The organism is Paenibacillus glacialis, from assembly GCF_001637205.1.
GTDB lineage: Bacteria > Bacillota > Bacilli > Paenibacillales > Paenibacillaceae > Paenibacillus_AQ > Paenibacillus_AQ glacialis.
Genome location: NZ_LVJH01000041.1, coordinates 1 through 18802 on the forward strand (window position 1 = coordinate 1; position 18802 = coordinate 18802).

13 protein-coding genes, 11 tRNA genes and 1 rRNA gene are annotated in these 18802 nt (G+C 41.5%); 24 read left to right on the top strand and 1 reads right to left on the bottom strand.

All coding sequences use genetic code 11. From position 1 onward, the window contains the following. The first annotated feature begins 83 nt into the window (after positions 1-83). From rrf to glmS, 24 genes are all read left to right on the top strand, one after another. Positions 84-200, top strand: a 5S ribosomal RNA gene (gene rrf, locus PGLA_RS18615). A gap of 77 nt (positions 201-277) precedes the next feature. Continuing rightward, positions 278-353: transfer RNA gene (locus PGLA_RS18620), tRNA-Asn, on the top strand. A 2-nt stretch (positions 354-355) separates the two neighbouring features. Continuing rightward, positions 356-431, top strand: a tRNA-Thr gene (locus PGLA_RS18625). Between the two features lie 24 nt (positions 432-455). Continuing rightward, a tRNA-Glu gene (locus PGLA_RS18630) sits at positions 456-530 on the top strand. Between the two features lie 21 nt (positions 531-551). Then, positions 552-627, top strand: a tRNA-Val gene (locus PGLA_RS18635). A gap of 51 nt (positions 628-678) precedes the next feature. Beyond that, positions 679-753 (top strand) — tRNA-Gln (locus PGLA_RS18640). A 4-nt stretch (positions 754-757) separates the two neighbouring features. Beyond that, a tRNA-Lys gene (locus PGLA_RS18645) sits at positions 758-833 on the top strand. A gap of 15 nt (positions 834-848) precedes the next feature. Then, positions 849-933: transfer RNA gene (locus tag PGLA_RS18650), tRNA-Leu, on the top strand. Positions 934-940: 7 nt separating this feature from the next. Continuing rightward, positions 941-1015: transfer RNA gene (locus PGLA_RS18655), tRNA-Gly, on the top strand. 14 nt (positions 1016-1029) lie between these two features. Continuing rightward, positions 1030-1106 (top strand) — tRNA-Arg (locus tag PGLA_RS18660). Positions 1107-1124: 18 nt separating this feature from the next. After that, positions 1125-1198 (top strand) — tRNA-Pro (locus PGLA_RS18665). 12 nt (positions 1199-1210) lie between these two features. Next, positions 1211-1284 (top strand) — tRNA-Gly (locus PGLA_RS18670). A 447-nt stretch (positions 1285-1731) separates the two neighbouring features. After that, entirely contained in the window at positions 1732-4533 is a 2802-nt protein-coding gene (ppc, locus tag PGLA_RS18675) for a phosphoenolpyruvate carboxylase (protein ID WP_068535788.1), read from the top strand. 147 nt (positions 4534-4680) lie between these two features. After that, a complete protein-coding gene (gene sigW, locus PGLA_RS18680; RefSeq protein WP_425415407.1) occupies positions 4681-5289 on the top strand; it encodes an RNA polymerase sigma factor SigW in 609 nt (202 codons plus the stop codon). 117 nt (positions 5290-5406) lie between these two features. Beyond that, a complete protein-coding gene (locus PGLA_RS18685) occupies positions 5407-6021 on the top strand; it encodes a zf-HC2 domain-containing protein (protein WP_068535792.1) in 615 nt (204 codons plus the stop codon). 199 nt (positions 6022-6220) lie between these two features. Then, positions 6221-7051, top strand: a complete 831-nt coding sequence (gene cdaA, locus PGLA_RS18690) for a diadenylate cyclase CdaA (RefSeq protein ID WP_211269588.1) — start codon at positions 6221-6223, stop codon at positions 7049-7051. Then, a complete protein-coding gene (locus PGLA_RS18695) occupies positions 7044-8468 on the top strand; it encodes a CdaR family protein (protein ID WP_068535796.1) in 1425 nt (474 codons plus the stop codon). The genes cdaA and PGLA_RS18695 overlap by 8 nt, the downstream gene beginning before the upstream one ends. A 66-nt stretch (positions 8469-8534) precedes the next feature. Further along, entirely contained in the window at positions 8535-9875 is a 1341-nt protein-coding gene (gene glmM, locus PGLA_RS18700; protein WP_068535798.1) for a phosphoglucosamine mutase, read from the top strand. 163 nt (positions 9876-10038) lie between these two features. Next, positions 10039-11136: a PRK06851 family protein gene (locus PGLA_RS18705; protein ID WP_068535815.1), complete on the top strand. Its 1098-nt coding sequence runs from the start codon at positions 10039-10041 to the stop codon at positions 11134-11136. Positions 11137-11377: 241 nt separating this feature from the next. After that, a complete protein-coding gene (locus PGLA_RS18710; protein WP_068535800.1) occupies positions 11378-12199 on the top strand; it encodes a sugar phosphate isomerase/epimerase family protein in 822 nt (273 codons plus the stop codon). Beyond that, a complete protein-coding gene (locus PGLA_RS18715) occupies positions 12199-13326 on the top strand; it encodes a Gfo/Idh/MocA family protein (RefSeq protein ID WP_068535802.1) in 1128 nt (375 codons plus the stop codon). The genes PGLA_RS18710 and PGLA_RS18715 overlap by 1 nt, the downstream gene beginning before the upstream one ends. A 17-nt stretch (positions 13327-13343) precedes the next feature. Next, the gene (locus PGLA_RS18720; protein ID WP_245700135.1) at positions 13344-14531 is read left to right on the top strand and encodes an MFS transporter; all 1188 of its coding nucleotides are present in this window, start codon (positions 13344-13346) and stop codon (positions 14529-14531) included. A 231-nt stretch (positions 14532-14762) separates the two neighbouring features. Further along, complete coding sequence (locus PGLA_RS18725; RefSeq protein ID WP_068535805.1) at positions 14763-14978, top strand: hypothetical protein; 216 nt, start codon at positions 14763-14765, stop codon at positions 14976-14978. 189 nt (positions 14979-15167) lie between these two features. Continuing rightward, positions 15168-17000 carry a glutamine--fructose-6-phosphate transaminase (isomerizing) gene (gene glmS, locus PGLA_RS18730; RefSeq protein WP_068535807.1) on the top strand — a complete coding sequence of 611 codons (1833 nt, stop codon included), beginning with the start codon at positions 15168-15170 and terminating at the stop codon, positions 16998-17000. Between the two features lie 263 nt (positions 17001-17263). Here glmS and PGLA_RS18735 read toward each other — a convergent pair. Next, a protein-coding gene (locus PGLA_RS18735) for an IS3 family transposase (protein ID WP_145939606.1) occupies positions 17264-18444 on the bottom strand; the annotation gives its coding sequence in 2 pieces (ribosomal slippage) (positions 17264-18156 and positions 18156-18444; 1182 coding nt in all). Positions 18445-18802 lie beyond the last annotated feature (358 nt).

Here is an 18802-nt window from a genome sequence, read left to right on the forward strand (position 1 = left end):
AATCGGGTTGTCCGGCGTGTCTTTTCTTAGGTATGTTATTCTCCCCCAGCTATGTCGAGACGCGTACGATGCGAAAAATCACGTTTGGTGGCGATAGCGGAGGGGTTCCACACGTACCCATCCCGAACACGACCGTTAAGCCCTCCAGCGCCGATGGTACTTGGACCGCAGGGTCCTGGGAGAGTAGGACGTCGCCAAGCAGTTATTCTGAAATACATGTGGACATGCTTTTTGTACTCATGTTTTACAGATCGCTTTGTAACACAAGCACTTATATTCCCTGATAGCTCAGTTGGTAGAGCACTCGACTGTTAATCGAGTTGTCACAGGTTCGAGTCCTGTTCGGGGAGCCATTGCTCTCATAGCTCAGTAGGTAGAGTGCATCCATGGTAAGGATGAGGTCACCGGTTCGAATCCGGTTGAGAGCTCCATAAGTTCTCTGCACATTTTAGTATGGCCCGTTGGTCAAGCGGTTAAGACACCTCCCTTTCACGGAGGTAACAGGGGTTCGATTCCCCTACGGGTCACCATTTACATTCTCTTACACATACGGAGGCTTAGCTCAGCTGGGAGAGCATCTGCCTTACAAGCAGAGGGTCGGGGGTTCGATCCCCTCAGCCTCCACCATTTTATTATTGAAACTTCGTAATTGTAGAGATAATAGTTGTAATTCATTAATGGGAATTAGCCAAGCGGTAAGGCAACGGACTTTGACTCCGTCATGCATAGGTTCAAATCCTATATTCCCAGCCATTATGAGTCATTAGCTCAGTCGGTAGAGCACCTGACTTTTAATCAGGGTGTCGAAGGTTCGAATCCTTCATGACTCACCATTTCTTTATCAGTGTGCGCGTGTGGCGGAATTGGCAGACGCACTAGACTTAGGATCTAGCGTTTCACGACGTGGGGGTTCAAGTCCCTCCACGCGCACCATATGTTTGCGGACGTGGCTCAGCGGTAGAGCATCGCCTTGCCAAGGCGAGGGTCGCGGGTTCGATTCCCGTCGTCCGCTCCATTTTTATTATATTTGCGCCCTTAGCTCAGCTGGATAGAGCGTTTGACTACGAATCAAAAGGCCAGGAGTTCGAATCTCTTAGGGCGCACCATTTGTTATATCATATTATCGGGACGTAGCTCAGCTTGGTAGAGCACCTGGTTTGGGTCCAGGGGGTCGCATGTTCAAATCGTGTCGTCCCGATATCTTATGTACGCGGGTGTAGTTCAATGGTAGAACTTCAGCCTTCCAAGCTGATAGCGTGGGTTCGATTCCCATCACCCGCTCCATATTTATAAATTATAATCCTTGGATTTCAAGGATTTTTTTGTATACATATGAATTGATATATCCGGTTTTAGCAGGCAATGGAGCGTATTAACTTTGAATATTTAAGGGTAGTGTTAGGAACTCTATATCAGAATATAACAATAGAGAATTCCTATTATCCAAATATGGTAATAATTATGATAGTTGTGTATAAATATGTGGATAATGAATTATTCATGTATTACAATATTCCTTGAAAGTGGTTGCCTAAACTCATGAATTGTTGCTCAGACGAAAATATTGAGTGAATTTAAATTCATTTATGTTAAATATTAATACATGAAAAACTTACTCTATTGAAAGAAAAATAAGGATTTTAATCCTGTTTTATTGTATGATGTTATGAAGTCTTAAGAAGGTTGTCATAAATAGATAGCAATTAAAACAAAGAAGACGGGAGGAGTAACATGACTGAGCTTACGGTTACCGCCAGCAAAAGTAACTCCAATAATCTGCTACGTCGTGACGTGCGATTTCTTGGTAACATTCTTGGAGAAGTATTAGTCCATCAGGGAGGCAACGAACTATTAGAGATCGTGGAGAAGATTCGTGAAACAAGCAAATCTTTAAGATCCGTGTTTTTGCCTGAAGTTTACGCTGAATTTAAAGAAACGATTGACACATTAAAGCCGGATACAAGACATCAGGTGATTCGTGCTTTTGCAATCTATTTTCAGCTAGTCAATATCGCTGAACAGAACCATCGTATCCGGAGAAAACGTGATTATGAGCGTTCTGCAGGAGAAACGGTTCAACCAGGTTCTATTGAATGTGCAATTCAAGAATTGAAAGAACGAAATTTCACGTATGAAGAAGTTCAAGATATTGTTGAAGGTCTTTCACTTGAACTTGTCATGACAGCTCACCCAACAGAAGCTATGCGCAGAGCAATATTAGATATTCATAAGCGTATTTCAGAAGATGTTATGCTATTAGATAATCCGACACTTACTTTCCGTGAACGGGAACAATTACGTGAGAAGCTATTAAATGAAGTTATTACTCTATGGCAAACGGATGAATTGAGAGATCGTAAACCAACGGTGTTGGATGAAGTTAGACATGGCATGTACTATTTCCATGAAACACTATTCCATGTCCTTCCGGATGTATATCAAGAAATGGAGCGATGTCTGAGTAAGTATTATCCGGGACAACATTGGCATGTTCCGACTTATCTCCAGTTCGGGTCTTGGATTGGGGGGGACCGTGATGGTAACCCATCCGTTACTTCAGACATTACTTGGCAGACGTTGTGCATGCAACGTAAACTGGCAGTCCGTGAATACTACCGTATTATGAAGGAGTTTATGCAGTACTTGAGTTTCAGTACGTCCATTGTTACAGTCTCAAGTGAACTTGAAGAATCCATCCTTAATGATCAATCGGAAGTATCTTTAAGTAAAAATGTGATATGGCATAATGAAAATGAACCTTATCGCATTAAACTTGTTCACATGATGACAAAGATTAATAATGTGTTAGATGAGAGCAAAAAAGGAACGTCGGAACGCTATGCAACTCCTTTGGAGTTTATTGAAGATCTAAACATCATTGACCGCAGTCTCCGTCATCATTATGCAGATTATGTTGCTGATACTTACATTAAAAAATTAATTCGACAAGTCGAATTATTCGGATTCCATACAGCTTCATTAGATATTCGTCAACATAGCCAAGAGCATGAGAATGCTATGACTGAAGTATTAGCAAAAATGAATATTTCAGAAAACTATGCTACGCTCTCCGAAGATGAGAAAATTAATTTACTTAACGCTTTATTGAATGATCCTAGACCGATTACTTCACCTTACCATGTGTATACCGAGAGTACTAATGAATGCCTAGAGGTGTATCGCACTGTATTTAAAGCGCAAGAGGAGTTTGGTAAGGGTTGTATTTCGAAATATCTCATAAGTATGGCTCAAGGTGCTAGTGATATTCTAGAGGTCATGGTGTTTGCTAAAGAAGTGGGTCTTTTCTGTCGTAATGCAGATCAGAGCGTTACGTGTACGCTTCAAGCAGTACCTTTGTTTGAGACGATCGAAGATCTACTTGCAGCACCGGATATTATGAGACAAGTACTCAATCTACCTATCTATCGTCAAGGCGTTGCTGCTATGAATGACTTGCAGGAAATCATGCTAGGCTATTCGGACAGTAATAAAGATGGCGGAGCAGTTACAGCGAATTGGGAGCTACGTGTTGCCTTGAAGCAAATAACTGCAGCAGCAGATGAATTCAACGTGAAGTTGAAGTTCTTCCATGGACGTGGTGGCGCTTTAGGTCGTGGAGGAATGCCACTGAATCGCAGCATTCTGGCTCAGCCTGCTTCTACCGTTGGTGGAGGAATAAAAATTACGGAGCAGGGAGAAGTTATCTCTTCGCGATATTCCTTGCAAGGAATCGCATATCGTAGCCTAGATCAGGCAACTGCTGCCCTTGTAACAGCCGCAATTAACGCTCGTTCGCCTCATAATGATCTTTATGAACAGCAAGAAGATCAGTGGGATGAGATCGTAAGAGGGATTTCTGAGGTCTCTCTTGAGAAATATCAAGATTTAATATTCCGTGATCCGGATTTCTTGACTTTCTTTAAAGAATCGACACCATTACCAGAGGTTGGAGAACTTAATATAGGCTCACGTCCTGCGAAGCGTAAGAATAGTGATCGTTTTGAAGATCTGAGAGCTATTCCTTGGGTGTTTGCATGGACGCAGAGTCGTTACTTACTTCCTGCTTGGTATGCTGCAGGAACGGGCTTACAAAGCTTTTATCAGAACAACGAAGAGAACCTTAAGGTTCTTCAAGATATGTACTCTAATTTCTCATTCTTCACATCACTTATTGATACGTTACAAATGGCCATTGCCAAAGCAGATCTCTTGATTGCAAAAGAGTATTCTAATATGACGAAGGAAGAGTCATACCGTAACCGTATCTTCCAACAGATTGAAGAAGAGTTCAAATTGACCACGGAGCTCATTCTCCAAATAACAGGGCAAAAGGAAATACTTGATAATGTTCCAGTTATTCAGGAGTCCATTAGACTTCGTAATCCGTATGTTGATCCACTCAGTTATCTTCAGGTTCAACTGATTGGTGAACTTCGTGAATTACGTGAGCAGGGCGAAGATAATAATGAACTATTACGTGAAGTGCTACTAACGATTAATGGAATTGCAGCTGGACTTCGTAATACGGGCTGATTTGAGTAAGTATACAATGGAATAATTAATGTGAAAAATCGAGAGTTCTTTAGGGAACTCTCGATTTTTATTTTATTTTTTTTGCTAAAGTTTTTGCTGCGGTATTGCTTTTTATACAGACATGATTTACGATTCTAATATTGTGCTATGAACCTAGTAATACCCATCAGCAAGTCTGGGGGAATCCAGTTGGACCAAATAGAGAATAGATTAACGAAGCTTGCACTGAATGGTGATCAACAAGCATTCGGGGAAATTGTTGAGTTGTATAAAGATAAAATATATCATTTAGGCTATAGGATGCTGAGCAATCGCCATGAGGCGGAAGATGTCGTTCAGGAGACTTTTTTGCGTGTATTTAAAAGTTTGGATCGTTTTGATCCGAATCAGAAATTCTCCACTTGGATTTATCGTATTGCGACCAATCTCTGTATTGATCGTTTGAGGAAAAGAAAAGCTACCTATTCACTGGACGCTGATATGAATGATCAAGAGGGAATGGATGGTTATTCCTTAATCCCAAGCGATGATCGTACACCGGAAAGTGAGTTAATGATTTCAGAGACAAAGCAACTTATTTATGATGCCATTGAAAGTTTGCCGGCAAAGTATAAGTCTGTGATGATCTTAAGATATCTACAGGATTTGTCTTTACAAGAAATTAGTGATGTATTGGGGATGCCCGTAACAACGATCAAAACCCGTGTTCATCGGGGTCGGGAATTTTTGCGAAAAAAACTAGAGCCTAAATTATAAACTTCGCATTATTTTATGAAACATCTGTAGATCTAATACGTATGTATTTTAACAAGTCTTGTACCTTAAGTATAAGGTGATGGGAAATTAACAGATTTATTGAAAGGAATGGCTCATATGGAATGCAAAACAGCCGTCTCTTTAATGCATGACTATCTAGATGACGACTTGTCCAAGGAGCAAAGATTGCTGCTTAAAGCTCACTTGCTATCCTGCCCTAATTGTCGGATGGATTTTAAAGAACTTGAACAGACCGATATGATGTTGTATTCACTTCCTCACAATATTCCCTCTGCATCGTATGAGCTAACGGATCGTATTATGAATAATATCCCGCAACGTAAGAAACAGAAGGTTTGGGTTAAATGGATGAAAGTTCATCCAGCAGCAACAGCTGCTGCCGTGTTCTTGATAATTATGCTTTTCAGTGCCTTTAATATCTTTAATCAGGACAATCAGTTAGTGATTCAAGGGAATGACTTGGACGAAGTCGTTATTAATGGTAACACGGTAATTATACCTGAAGGAACGACTATTTCAGGTGATCTCACAGTTGAGAATGGGAAGACAGAAGTATTTGGTTATGTACAAGGTAACTTGACTGTCATTGACGGTTCGGTGTATAAAGCATCTACTGCGCATATTTCCGGAGAAGTAAAAAGCGTTGATCGAGCGTTGGATTGGATCTGGTATAAAATTTCTAATGTTTTTTCGGAAGTCGTCTATCGTTAAGGAATCAAAGGTAACAGTGACATTAATGGTGCCTCTTTTAAAATAAGAAGGCATCTTTTTTTGTACAAATTAACCAATTTGTCCAGTTTTTTAGAAGCTTTACTTGCATCATGAGGTTGATCGTTATAACCTATACATTAGGGACATTATATAGAGAGAGTATAATATATTTTGAAGGGAATAAACGGGGGCCTTATTGATGAGTTATTTCACCGACATCACTTGGAGCGATTCCATTAAGGATATTATCGATATCGCGATAGTATCATATATTGTTTACCATGCTATTTTATTGATAAGAGGTACAAGGGCAATCCAATTGTTAAAAGGGATTCTTGTCTTAGTAATCATTTGGGCATTAAGTACGTGGCTAAATTTGTACACGCTCAGGTGGCTTATGAATCAAATGTTTACATTTGGAGTCTTAGCGATCTTTATCATATTCCAACCCGAACTTCGACGAGCATTAGAACAATTAGGTCGAGGTAAATTTTTGGGACGAACTTCTGCTGAAGATGAACAATTCACTAAACTAATTAGTGAAGTCATTAAAGCTGTTAATTATTTATCACGTAGAAAGATAGGGGCATTAATTGTCTTTGAACGTGAGACAGGACTTAATGAGTATACGGAATCGGGTATACCCATGAATTCTATGATTAGTTCTGAACTAATCATTAACGTATTTATACCGAATACGCCATTGCATGATGGTGCAATGATTATACAATCGAACATTATCGCTGCCTCAGCCTGTTACTTACCCCTCTCCGAGAATCCTTTTATTAGTAAAGAATTAGGGACTCGTCATCGCGCTGCGATTGGAATAAGTGAGGTAGGAGATGCGATATCTGTGATTGTATCGGAAGAGACGGGACTGATATCACTGGCTATCAATGGTCAAGTGGTCAGAGATATTAAGGAAGAGTCGTTGATCTCGAAGTTATATGAAGAGTTACGTCCGAATAAAACAACTAAAGAAAAACGTCCTGCTTTCTGGAAACGAAAAGGGGGCGGGACTCATGGATAGATGGATTAAGAATAACACTGTCGTTAAAATTCTTGCGGTAGCCGTCAGTATTCTATTGTGGGGTATGGTACATATAGAGGATGTTTCGCCGACTCCGACTAAATCCTCAATGGATACGACCATTATTGAGAATGTCAAAATAGTACAATCTGGCTTAGATGAATCCTCATATGTGCTAAGTGAGGTGGATACAGATCGAGTTAGGATGGAAGTGAAGGGTAAACGATCGGCAATAACGTCTATATTCAATGATGATTACAAAGTCATACTGGATCTTAGCAATGTAAAAGAAGGAACATACACTGTACCTCTTTCACATCAGCTCCCATCTGGAGTGGAACTTGTGTCAATGGAACCATCTAGGGTTACGATTACTGTTGAAAAGAGAACGAATGCAACGTTTCCTGTAACGATTGTTACGACAGGAGTTCAGTCTGAAGGTTATGTTATAGGGAAACCCATAATTGAACCAGGTACTGTTAAGGTGACACTTCCAAACAGCGAGCTGTTATCTGTCGTTAAGGTGCAAGGAACAATTGAACTTGATGGAGCCAAAGAAGCGATCAGTGAGAAGAAGGTGAAACTGATTGCTTTAGACATTACAGGACAAGAAGTAAAGAACGCGATTATTGAACCTTCGGCAGTGTCCGTTCAAATTCCTATATCAGCTCCCTTTAAGACCGTAGCATTGGATGTTCAGTATACAGGTAATCTTCCTGAGGGACTTGTACTTTCCAGTGCTGATCCTAGTGTAAAAGAAGTTAAGTTGTATGGTTCTAAAGATGCACTGGCAGCTATAGAGGCATATAATGCATCGGTAAATCTGAGCCAAATCGATAAAGCAGGCAAATTCACACTAGATGTGAATCTTGAGTTACCAGCCGGTATAGAGAAAATAGAACCAAACGTGGTTGAGGTCATAGTTGAAGTCGTATCCGTAGGGCAGATAACGATAGATAACATTCCAATTGAGTTTGAAGGTATGACTGATGGTACTCAGGCCACGATTATAAAACCATTGGATAAGATGGTTAGTCTGACGCTAACGGGCGCCTCTTCATTAATTAATAGCCTAGAAGCTAGTGATATTAAAGTAGTTGCTAGACTCGAGAATTTAAAGGTAGGCACGCATGAGGTAACTCTTCAGGTTATCCTTCCACGCTTCACGTCACTTGTTAGCGAGGAGCCATTGAAGGCTACAATAGAGGTGAAGGACACAAAGACTCCATCGGATACAGTAGATAAGGATAAGCCCACTCTAGACAACAATGAAACGGTTCCTCCTTCGGATCCGGTGACAGGGACGCCTGATACAGAGATAGAGGTGCCACCTGATTCAAATACAAATTCAGGTGTAGATCCAACAACTCCTTCTACTGGGGAAACCAATGGAGATTTAAATAACAAGACACCCTAAAATAGATGAATTAAGAATATGAGGAGACAACTCGGAAAAGCAAGAGTTGACAAAAAGGAGAAAATTATGGGTAAATATTTCGGAACAGATGGCGTGCGAGGAATTGCGAATATTGAATTAACAGCTGAAATGGCATATAGCATTGGTCGTTGTGGTGGATATGTGCTCACTGAAAATGTAGATAAACCTACCGTAGTGATTGGAATGGATACTCGAGTGTCGGGTCATATGTTGGAATCAGCGTTAGTTGCCGGTTTATTATCTATCGGAGCTCATGTTATTCGTTTAGGTGTAGTAACAACACCGGCGGTAGCTTATATTACAAGACTATTAAAGGCAGACGCAGGTGTCATGATCTCTGCCTCACATAATCCAGTTGAGGATAACGGAATCAAGTTCTTTGGTGGGGATGGATTTAAACTCTCTGATGAAACAGAGTTAGAAATTGAAAAGTTAATGGATGCAGAGGTAGATACTTTACCACGTCCAGTTGGATCAGATTTAGGAAACGTAATTATAGATAATGACTCTAAGTATAAGTATGTCGAGTTTCTCAAGACGACGATTACACATTCGTTTACTGGACTCAAAATTGTGTTGGATAACGCCAATGGGGCGGCGTATGAACTTGCACCATTGTTATTCCGTGATTTAGGTGCCGAAGTCATTTTAATAGGTTCAGAGCCAAATGGACTAAATATTAATGATCACTGTGGTTCAACACATCCAGAGAAGTTAAAAGAGGAAGTCCTCAAACATAAGGCGGATCTTGGGTTAGCCTTTGATGGTGATGCTGACCGACTTATTGCTATCGACGATACTGGAGAAGAAGTTGACGGTGACTTTATTCTGTGCATTTGCGGAGAATCTATGAATCGAAAAGGAAAATTAAAAGATAATACGATTGTTTCGACAGTCATGAGTAATATCGGTTTCTATAAAGCAACAGAGAAGCTACAATTAAAAACATCCATGACAGCTGTAGGCGATCGTTATGTGATGGAGGAGATGCGTAAAGGTGGCTACAATTTAGGCGGAGAACAGTCTGGTCATGTTATTTTCTTAGATTATAATACGACAGGTGATGGTCTTCTATCCGGTATTCAACTTGTGGATACATTACAAGAGTTAGGTAAAAAGCTCAGTCAGGTTAAAACAATGATGCGGAAATATCCACAGGTGTTGGTGAATGTCCGAGTAGAGGACAAGACAAATTTTGAAGGAAATACAGCGATACAAGAAGTTATTTCATCCGTAGAGGAGCAGTTGGCAGACAATGGCCGAGTACTAGTACGAGCTTCTGGTACGGAATCATTGATCCGCGTAATGGCTGAAGGCCCTGATAAAGAGAGTCTTGATCGTTATGTATCTGAAATTGTCGCAGTCGTGAAGCGGGAATTAGTCTAATCCTAGGAATGAGACGAATCATACAGGTAGTACCAATCAAAGGAACGCCCCCTTCTTCAATCATTTGAGGAAGAGGGTGTTTTTTTGTTTGCACCTTATGCCTAGGTGCATAATACGATGGAGCATAGGCATCAAGATTTTAGCCAAGAAGGGTGTGGCAATGATGAGTGGAACGATTAGAAATTTCTATGTAGGTGGTAATACCGCACATGGATTTACAAGCTTTATGGATTCATCCTTACAAGGTCTAGATCGGATTTTTATTTTACAAGGTGCACCGGGTACAGGGAAGTCAGAATTGATTCGGACCATCGGAGACCATATGGCGTCGACTGGCTATGACATCTGGTTGCTACATTGTGCCTCAGACAATGCAGGTCTGGACGGAATGATCGTACCTCAGCTTAAGGTTGGAATAATCGTTGGAACAGCGCCATATGAGATTGAGTCGTTACGGCTGCCAGAAACAGACTTGAAATATATCAACTTAGACGAAGCGTGTGATACGAATCAACTTATCATTCAAAAGCTTGAGATAGAGAATCTAAATGAGCAAATCGCTAAGGCCTATCAAGATGCGTATGATGGCTATGCAGAAGCGCTTCGTATTCACGATGAATGGGAAACGGTATATATTGCAAACATGGATTTCCAGGCAGCGGATGAGCTGACTAAAGAATACATTGATACGCTATACGGTGAGCGAAAACTTGAGAAGCGAAGTCGCGTGGATCATCGTTTCTTAGGTGCCGCTACGCCAAAGGGTGCGGTAGACTGTGTTCCGAATCTGACAGAAGGCTTGAAAAGGTTTCTCATTAAAGGTCGTCCCGGTTCTGGAAAATCTACCATGCTTAAAAAGTTAGCTGCTGTAGCTATTGAACGAGGCTTCGACGTTGAGATTTACCATTGTGGCTTCGATCCAAACAGTCTGGATATGATCATCGTACGTGATTTGGAATTCGCTATATTTGATAGTACTGCACCCCATGAGTACTTCCCTGAGTTCGCCACAGATGAGATTGTGGATATGTACACTCGTTGTATAAAGCCTGGAACGGATGAAGAACATGCGGAAGCTTTCACTCATATCAAGGAACGATATACAGTACAAATGAAACAATCTACGCAGTACCTTGCAGAAGTTAAATCTTTGCAAGATGAACTCAAGAAAATCTATACCCAGTCGATAGATTTCTCTCGTGTAGATCGACTGAAAGATGGGATACAACAGGAGATAAGCCAGATCGCGGTCATTGGATGACACGTGGCTAATTGGCAACGTGGTTCTTTTAAATATTGATCGTATGTACACAAAGAAGAGGATACCTGACAATGGTGTCCTCTTCTTTGCGATGAAAGGGTATTAGCTAATAGATGTTCAAGAATTTGAATACTGGATTCTATAATATTCATTTACTAATATTTATTGGTAGTGATGTGAATCCAGTATATAATGAAATTGGATAATAGACACATTGACTATTGGGAGAGGTGACTTCATCGTGCACATTTCAATTGGAGCCTATTCGTTTAACAATACGTATATGGATGGGAAAATGGATGTATTCGGATATTTGGAAGCGGTTAAATATCGGTATCGAATGGACGTCGTTGACTTGTGGAACGGCTTCTTTATTGATCGTTCGGGCAAGCCTGTTATGAAGTTAGTTGAAGAAAGCTATATCCGTAAAATTAGAGAAGCACTTGATGAAAAGGAAATGAGGGTCGTTAATTTTGCCATTGATGGAGCACATCTATGGGACCCTGATCCAGATATGCGGAAGCATTTGTACGAGAATGCACTCGTTCATTTGAAGGCATCGGTTATGCTAGGTGCGCAAACCGTACGTATAGATACCGGAGGTTCCTACAAGGAATGTGAAACCATGAGTGATGAGCAATTTGAATATACCGTGAATCGATATCGTGAATTCGCAACATTCGCATCAGATCATGGATTTCGTATAGGTCCAGAAAACCATATGGGAGCCTCGCTTCTACCTCGTGAGATGAAGCGTCTTGCAGAGGGGGTGGATCATCCAGCATTCGGATTTCTTGTCCATCTTAGCCGTTGGAAGGCGGATGAAGAAGAAGGGGATAGGCTGGTTGCACCATGGGCCTACCATACCCATTTTGATGCGCAGACAGCAGTTGCAGATCACGCGGTGGATACCATTCGTCTTTTTAACGAAGCTGGATACCATGGCTATTGGGGAATCGAACATAATGCACCAAGTAATCAATATGTCGAAACAGAGAGATTAATCGGAATGGTGAAAAAGCTACTATTGGATGCAACTACTGAGTGGGGGAGCGAAGAATAATGGAAACCATTAAAATTGGTATTATTGGGGTTGGACAAATCGGGAAGATGCATATTGAAATGTATCAGAGCATCCCCGGTGCGGAAATTATTGCCGTATGTGATGTGTTTGAGGAAGAGGCAGCGCGCGTTGCTAAGCAATATAACATTCCTCATGTATATACTAACTATAGAAGCTTGTTAGAAAGAGATGATCTAGTCGCAGTGGATGTCTGCTTACATAACAACTTCCATGCTCCAGTAACCATTGCAGCGCTACAAGCGGGGAAGCATGTTTATTGCGAGAAGCCGATTGCAGGTACATACTTTGATGGGCAACAAATGGTTGATGCTGCGGAAGCTGCGGGAAAGCAACTTCATATCCAGTTAGGCACCCTATTTACGAAAGAAACGAAAGCAGCCAAGACGCTCATCGATGGTGGGATGTTAGGCAAGCTCTATCATGCTAGATCGACTGGATTCCGAAGAAGAAACCGACCATTTGTAGATGGTTATGGGACACCGTATTTTACACGTAAGGAAACGGCTGGAGGTGGCGCTCTGCTCGATATGGGTGTCTATCATATTGCGCAACTGCTGTATCTATTAGGTAATCCTAATGTGGAACGTATATCGGGTAAGTTATATCAAGAATTGGATATGCTGCAGGAAAGAAAAGATCAGAGCAGATTTGACGTGGAGGAGCTAGCATCGGGGCTTATTCGGTTCTCGGATGGCATGACGCTTGATATTATCGAGTCTTGGGCCGTTCATCTTGGTGGGTTTGAAGGTAGCAGTATTGCAGGGGCAAAGGGTGGCATTCGGATGCCTAATGGTCAGGAAGGTCCGCAGGCACAGTCATTCAGCTTCCACAACACGGTATGCGACATGGATATGGATAGTACGATTGATCTCGACATGATGGATACGCGCTGGCACCGAATTAGGGAGAATGAAGACGCATACGATTCCTCCCAGCATCATTGGATCGCTGCATTGCAAGGAAGAGTGCGACTGCTTCCAACGTCGCAAATTGCACTTAACACGATGCTGATCAGTGAAGGTATGTATTTGTCTGACCAACTGGGACGTGAAGTAACGGCTGAGGAAGTCATTACACTTTCTCATTCGACCGCGGTCCAACTGTAAGCATGGAGGCTAATAGAATGAACAGCAGGATGTTTTCATATATTAAAGCGTTTAATTTCTTCTCCTATGGAGCCATTGCGATATACAGCACCTATTTCGCGATCTATCTTCAATCCATTGGAACGTCTACACTAGAAATCGGGGCGTTAATGGCCGGCGGGCCGATAGTCTCCATTATTGCGAATCCACTTTGGGGCTACTTGAGTGATCGTCTCGGTAATATAAGACGTATTCTTATTATCATGTTAACTGGTAATTTACTAGTCATGCAGCTTGTATTTCTGGTAGAGTCGTATACCCTCATCTATATGTTTATGATCGTATTCTTTTTCTTTCAGATGCCAGTATTCTCACAGTCCAACAGCTTGATCCTGAATAGTATCGAAGGGACCGATCATAAATTTGGTGCTTTCCGACTCTATGGATCACTTGGATGGGCGGTGCTTGCAGTAGGAGCGGGTCCGGTCATTGGCCAGATCGGTATTGATAAGCTATGGGTTATATATACCATAATGATGCTGATCGCGATTGGACTTGCCTTCACGCTTCCACGTGGTGGTGTGGCGAACTCAGGATCTGGAAGAGTTAATTATCGAACGATGTTTAGCAATCGGACGTTCTTGTTGTTCTTGTTAATTGGTTTAGTGATATCTATTCCCAATTCAATGAATTCGACGTTCGTAGGGTTGTATATAGCTGATCTTGGAGGCAATGCGAAATTGATCGGTTGGTCGGCATTTATCGCGTCTATTTTTGAAATTCCGGTATTTCTGTTGCTCGACCGATATTTGAAAAAAAATGTTCGTACGATGGTGTTATGCCTTACATTCGTAAGCCTATTGTACGCGCTTCGTTGGTTGCTCATGTCTGGCGTAGATACTGCCATACAAATCATATTTATTCAAACGATCCATTGTTTGACGTTCGGTGCCTTTTACTATATTGGTACACAGCTCACGGCGATAATTGTACCCGCTGAATTCCGAGCATCTGGGCAAGCAGTCTACGCACTTACTTGGGGCGGACTATCAGGTATAGCAGCTGGATTCATTGGCGGGTGGATGTTCGAAAATACAGGTCCACAGTCCATGTATACGCTAGGCGGGGGAATGGCAGCAGCGGGAGCTATTGGCTTCGCACTGTTGTATGTATATTTACGGGTATCCGCGGTAAAAATAACGATGAAAAATAAAGAAATATCATAGAGACTTGTTGGTTAAGTCTCTTCTTGAATCCCCTTTGTGGGGATTATTTTAAAATATCGAAGAAACGGATATCCGTCCTTAAGAGGCGGTGTAGCCGATTCTTCTTGTATGATCGAGGAGATTCCTTATATGAAAGGGGATAGTCAAGGCACCACGCTATATTGCAAAATAACCTCAACATGCATATAATAAACGAATGTCATTCTAAGATAGAAAGTGAGGGTCGAAAGGTTGTATATTAAAAGCGCCAGAACTTGGCTAGCGCGGGATGTAAGATGGACCGATGATATGGATGATCATGATCTGAATCGGTACCTGAATACAACGGCAGCTCAAGTTGACGAGGTGGGGGTGTTCGAAATGTTCGGCGGGGACCTCCCGGTGATGCACCAGAGCCGTGAATCATATACGGAAAATAAGCGGGCGACTGCTCTTACAACGTTGTGATGGGTGCTATTCAATACAAACATAAGTGTGCGAGAATTTATGCAGCGGCATTGAACGGGAATGCACATTTGTGAATGAGCCTTGTATAATTTATTAATACAATTAATTTGTGCATTCTCGTATTTGCCGCACAGGAATCTCTCGTACACTTTTTCATCTAAATTGAGAAGTGAACGGGAGGATTAATATATGTGTGGTATTGTCGGGTATATTGGAAATAAGAATACACAGTCAGTTTTAGTCGAGGGATTAAAGAAGTTAGAATATCGAGGTTATGATTCAGCAGGAATTGCTGTTTATACGCATAAAGGTCTTGAGGTTGTCAAAGCTCAGGGGCGGATCGTTAATCTGGAAGCTAAACTTGAGCATGACCCACTTGTCGGAAGTTCGGGAATTGGTCATACACGTTGGGCAACTCATGGTAAACCTTCTGATGCTAACTCACATCCACATACGGACGAAAGTCAGAAATTCTCCGTAGTTCATAATGGTATTGTCGAGAATTATTTAGATTTGAAAGATGAATTGATTAGTCAAGGTCATACTTTCACATCCGAGACAGATACCGAAATTATTGCACATCTTATTTCTCGTGAATACGAGGGTGATATTGTTATAGCAGTACAAAAGGCAATCACTCATATGCGTGGTGCATTTGCACTCGGTGTATTAGCTGAGAATGAACCTGAGAAATTAGTTGCTGTTCGTCAAGCTAGCCCACTAATTATTGGAATTGGAGAAGGGGAGAACTTTATCGGTTCGGATATCCCAGCTATTCTCCAATATACGCGTAATGTGTATATTCTTAATGATGGTGAAATGGCAGTATTGACTCAAGATTCCGTCGAATTAATGACTATTGAAGGGAATTTTATTTCTCGGGAAATGATTCATGTCGATTGGGATGCTGTGACAGCAGAAAAAGGCGGCTTTGAACACTTCATGTTGAAGGAAATTCACGAGCAACCTAAAGCATACCGTGACACCATGCGTGGACGGATAGATGCTACAGGTAAGCGAGTTATTCTTCCAGAGTTGAAGCTAACTCACGAACAAATTTTAAATATACGCAATATACAGATCGTTGCCTGCGGAACTGCTTATCATGCAGGTCTTGTCGGACGTAATGTGATTGAACAATTGGTGAGAATTCCTGTTGAGACTGATGTCGCTTCTGAATACCGCTATCGTTCACCAATCGTTACGCCAGAAACGCTAGTTATTGTCGTTAGCCAATCCGGAGAAACGGCAGATACGCTTGCAGCACTACGTGAGGCAAAAGCCAATGGGGCACATGTATTAGCCATTACTAATGTTGTAGGTAGCTCTATTGCTCGTGATGCAGATGATGTTATCGCAACACTTGCCGGTCCAGAGATTGCGGTTGCTTCAACGAAAGCATATACTTCTCAATTAATCGCATTCTATCTATTTGGATTATATTTGGCTGAAGTCCGCGGTACCCAGACTCCTGAGGCAGTTACTGAGATCATCCAAGCAATGCAGGAGCTTCCTGAACAGTTGGAGGGTATGTTAGAGAATTCTGACTCCATTAAAGCCTATGCTGAACAAATTGCTCACCATGAGCATTTATTCTTTATCGGACGGGGAGTAGATTTTGCAGTAGCTCAAGAAGGTTCTCTGAAACTTAAGGAAATCTCTTATATTCACTCTGAGGCCTATCCAGCCGGTGAACTGAAACACGGAACACTAGCCTTGATTGAAGAAGGCATTCCTGTGATTGCCTTGGTAACCCAAGAATCTGTTTATGAAAAAACAGTGAGCAATATTAAAGAAGTTAATGCGCGTGGAGCGGATATCATGGCCATAACGTATGAAGACCATGTATCAACCCTATTGAAATCTGTTGATCAAGTCTTTGCTATTCCGAAGACTTTACCATTATTAACTCCAGCCCTATCTGTAGTACCACTACAGTTGCTTGCGTACTATGCGTCATTAGCACGCGGTAACGATGTGGATAAACCACGGAACTTGGCGAAGAGTGTGACGGTGGAGTAAGGGGATGTGGGGGTAGTATTGACTTTGTTCAGAGACATTAATGTTGGTAACTGAACATTAATGTTAGTAACTAAGACATAAAGTTGGTAACTATGGTTTAATGTTGGTAACTGATGACTCATTACAATTAAGTACTGTTCTTTTCTAAATGTTTCAATAAATTGTTGTTATTATAGGATGCTCCCTCGTGGCACCACATTATTTAAAAAAGCCTCAATGTGATCATACCCTCATACCTCTGTCAAGTAGACAGATGAAAAAAGCTATGCAGCCAGCGCGTGCCGATACTCAATCGGCGCGCGCTGTTTGAGTTTAGCCTGAAACCGTTGATAGTTATAAAAGTAGATATAATCTTCAACGGCTTGATGTATCTCGGCTTCTGAATTACACTGATGAAGATACAACTTCTCTGTTTTGAGATGCGAAAAGAAGGATTCGATGCATGCGTTATCCAGGCAGGTTGCTTTGCGAGAGTGGCTGCCTTTGACGCTGAATGCTTCTAGTCGTTTGTTGTACGCTTGAGACGTATATTGGAAGCCCTGATCCGAATGGAGCACGGCTTCTGAAACGTCTCTTTTTCTTGTCCACTGATCGATCGTATCCAGCACGAGTTTTACATCGTTACGATCGGATAATTGCCAAGCTACGATTTCATTGTTGAATAAGTCCTGAATCACCGACAGGTAATAAAAGCGTGTGCCATCGGAGATATAAGTGATATCTGTAACCATTTTTTGTTGGGGACCTGTAGCATGGAATTGACGTTTTAATCGGTTAGGAAATACGACAGAAGGTGTATAATTGAATCGTTGTCGTTTCTTTCGAATGACAGATTGGATGGATAATTCTTTCATGAGCCGCGCTACTTTTTTGTGGTTGACACGATAGCCTGCTTCCCATAAAGCCGTCATCATACGAGGATATCCAAAATAAGAATGAACGGAATGGATGGCCATCATATGTTCCTTAATTTCATGATCTCGCGCTTGTCTTTCAATATGCTGAGACCGTGTGGTGGCACGCCATTTGTAGTAGCTGGCCCGAGGTATACCTGCAATGGCTAGTAAGCGTGTGATACCGTGTAGACCACGAAGTTCTTCAATTACTTGATAGCGTTCTTGTTTACTGAGGATGCCTCCTTCACCAGATTTGGATAACGCTTTTTTAGGTAGTCCACCTGTGCCTTCAGATAATCTCGTTCTTCCTCTACAGTGTCAAATACTGTACGGGGGCGTCCTTTAAGTGGGTTAGACTGCCCCTTACGCACATCGAATTTCTCCCCATTCATCCATTTTCTTACCCATACCTTTAATTGTGTGCAACTTCTGATTTCTAACTGGTTTGCTACAACTTTATAGCTCAATGATCCTTCTATATAAGCTTTCACTGCCCCTAGCTTGAATTCATCCGTATATTGCTGAAATACTTGTCCTTTTTTAGCCATAAAAATATCCCCTCCAAGTTCACTCTTTTCCACATGATAACATGCGGTTTTTTTTGAGTGTCTACTTAAAGGGGATAATACCAATGAATAATATTCAATGGGGCTTTTTTAATGCACACGGATGATCGATGAAATTAGCTGAGTTCAATAAGTTATTGTTTAAATGAAACAAAGTTGCATACTAATTTGCATTCCATTCAAACTTTCCCCCTAGCCGAACGATGTTCAGGTCCAATGCCTGAACATCGCTCGGCTTTTCTTTTTCCCAGGCTCTCATTCCACGAAGTGTAAAAGTACAAATAAGTTGGTCCTAATGTATTTGACCGAGAACGGCATTAAGCTAACGGGCAGTTATGCG

Bases quoted from the DNA above. Each gene is read 5' to 3' on its own strand.
- ppc (WP_068535788.1), top strand. From the start codon at position 1,732: ATGACTGAGCTTACGGTTACCGCCAGCAAAAGTAACTCCAATAATCTG.
- PGLA_RS18695 (WP_068535796.1), top strand. From the start codon at position 7,044: ATGGATAGATGGATTAAGAATAACACTGTCGTTAAAATTCTTGCGGTA.
- glmS (WP_068535807.1), top strand. From the start codon at position 15,168: ATGTGTGGTATTGTCGGGTATATTGGAAATAAGAATACACAGTCAGTT.
- PGLA_RS18705 (WP_068535815.1), top strand. From the start codon at position 10,039: ATGAGTGGAACGATTAGAAATTTCTATGTAGGTGGTAATACCGCACAT.
- PGLA_RS18720 (WP_245700135.1), top strand. From the start codon at position 13,344: ATGAACAGCAGGATGTTTTCATATATTAAAGCGTTTAATTTCTTCTCC.
- PGLA_RS18715 (WP_068535802.1), top strand. From the start codon at position 12,199: ATGGAAACCATTAAAATTGGTATTATTGGGGTTGGACAAATCGGGAAG.
- sigW (WP_425415407.1), top strand. From the start codon at position 4,681: ATGAACCTAGTAATACCCATCAGCAAGTCTGGGGGAATCCAGTTGGAC.
- PGLA_RS18685 (WP_068535792.1), top strand. From the start codon at position 5,407: ATGGAATGCAAAACAGCCGTCTCTTTAATGCATGACTATCTAGATGAC.
- cdaA (WP_211269588.1), top strand. From the start codon at position 6,221: ATGAGTTATTTCACCGACATCACTTGGAGCGATTCCATTAAGGATATT.
- glmM (WP_068535798.1), top strand. From the start codon at position 8,535: ATGGGTAAATATTTCGGAACAGATGGCGTGCGAGGAATTGCGAATATT.